Genomic DNA, 1,644 nt, shown 5'->3' with positions numbered 1-1,644 from the left:
TTTTTATAAGATTTTTCAATTTTTCAATTTGCTTTTCTGAAAGCTGCTTATTTCCAATCAGTGCAGCAAACATTTTATCAATGGAACCATCAAACATTTTGTCAATAAACTCATTGGTTTCTGCTATCTGTACTTTTTCTTTTGGAATAAGAGCATGACACATAAAGTTCGGTTCAGAGCGTTCAATCGCACCCTTGTTGATACACCTCTTTATTAAAGTATAGGTTGTATTCATATTCCAACCAATCTCTTCTTTCAATACATTTGAGATATGCTTGGCAGTGCAGTCTCCTTCATTCCAAAGAACATTCATCACTTTAAGTTCTGAATCAAATAATTTTACAATCATTTTTACAATCCTCCTTGCAAAAGACTGGTGTAGTTTTGACTATATACTACCATAGTCTTTTATAATAGTCAATACTACTGTAGTAGTTTTTTGAATATTTTTCTATTTCTTTACATATTCCTTGACAGTTTTTCAATCATCATATTTATGTGAACTTCTAATTTTTAGAATTACCTATAAACCATCATCAGCAGCACTCATATTCAGGTGCATATAAAGTGCCTGTGAAGATAAAGGCATTTCTGAAAAACATATCACACCAAATAACAGACTTGGAAAACATTCTTTTATCTGCCATTTTTCTCTCCTCTCTTAGTTTTTTAAGGACATCGTGATTTACGACACCCTTCGTTTTTGATGTTATCCCATTTTAGGACTTCATCTTTCCTCTTTCCTGTAATAGTCTTTTGTTTTATCCTTTCGTTTTTCGTAGGCTTCTTGCTGCTCTTGATACTTCTTAATCTGTGCAATGACACTTGGTTTTTCTCCTCTCTTGATTGCCTTGTCAATCTCAATGGATAGGTCTATGCCATAATCATCATTAACGGTTTTGACGGCATACTTGATATGATTGATTTGCTCGTATTCCTCTTTGATAGATTGAGATTGTCTGTTGAGTTTCGATATTTCACTTTCAAGGCTTTCGATCTCTTTCTTCCAACTCTTTGCCTTTAAGGCACTTTCTCCACTTAGTTTTTCAATCCGTCCTTTTGCTCTTTGATACTTGTCGATTTCCTCTTGATGGGCATTGTAGAAGCTGTCTTTGAACAAAAAGCTTTTGCCTTTCCACTCCTCATAAACCTTTCTGTTTGCTTTGATGATGTCTGCATAGACAAGGCATTGATGAAGTGTTTCTATTCTTTGGGTTTTGGTTTTGATGTCCTGATAGATGTTCTTATTCTTGCCTTGTAGTTCGGTGATTTTCCCTTGCAAATCTGCAATGGTCTGCAATCTGTTATCGGATAGATATATCCTTGCTTTGGAAAATCGGTTGAGGTCTGCACTTATCTTTTTATTGCTTGCATAGGGGTTTAACTTTCTCGCCTTTTCTCCCTGTAAATCATAATAAATGCTGATGTACTCATAGAGATTAAAGAGTTCCGCTTTGTTTTCATATTCTTCTTTTTTCTCCTCTTTGTATTGCTCATATTTTTCAAATAAGACTTTGGTAAAATCATTCAGCCAAGAGGTGAGTTCTGCTATTCTTTCTCGGACTGCTCTCACAATGGAATTATGCTTTTTGATTTCTCTGTTAATGTTTCCTTTCTCGGTTTCTACTCCTTTTCGCTCTAAAG

Annotated in this window: 1 protein-coding gene and 1 pseudogene; both read right to left on the bottom strand. The window is 34.7% G+C overall.

What is annotated here, in order from left to right; all coding sequences use genetic code 11:
• The coding region (locus tag HMPREF9333_RS11910) for a BlaI/MecI/CopY family transcriptional regulator (RefSeq protein WP_005542383.1) at positions 1-349 on the bottom strand (349 nt) is incomplete at its 3' end.
• A 378-nt stretch (positions 350-727) separates the two neighbouring features.
• A pseudogene (locus tag HMPREF9333_RS11905) lies at positions 728-1,644 on the bottom strand (MobQ family relaxase); the annotation flags it as partial.

It is taken from the genome of Johnsonella ignava ATCC 51276, from assembly GCF_000235445.1.
In the GTDB taxonomy this organism is placed as follows: Bacteria; Bacillota; Clostridia; order Lachnospirales; family Lachnospiraceae; genus Johnsonella; species Johnsonella ignava.
Note: the sequence above shows the minus strand (reverse complement) of the source record. Positions and strands in the feature narration are given on the sequence as shown.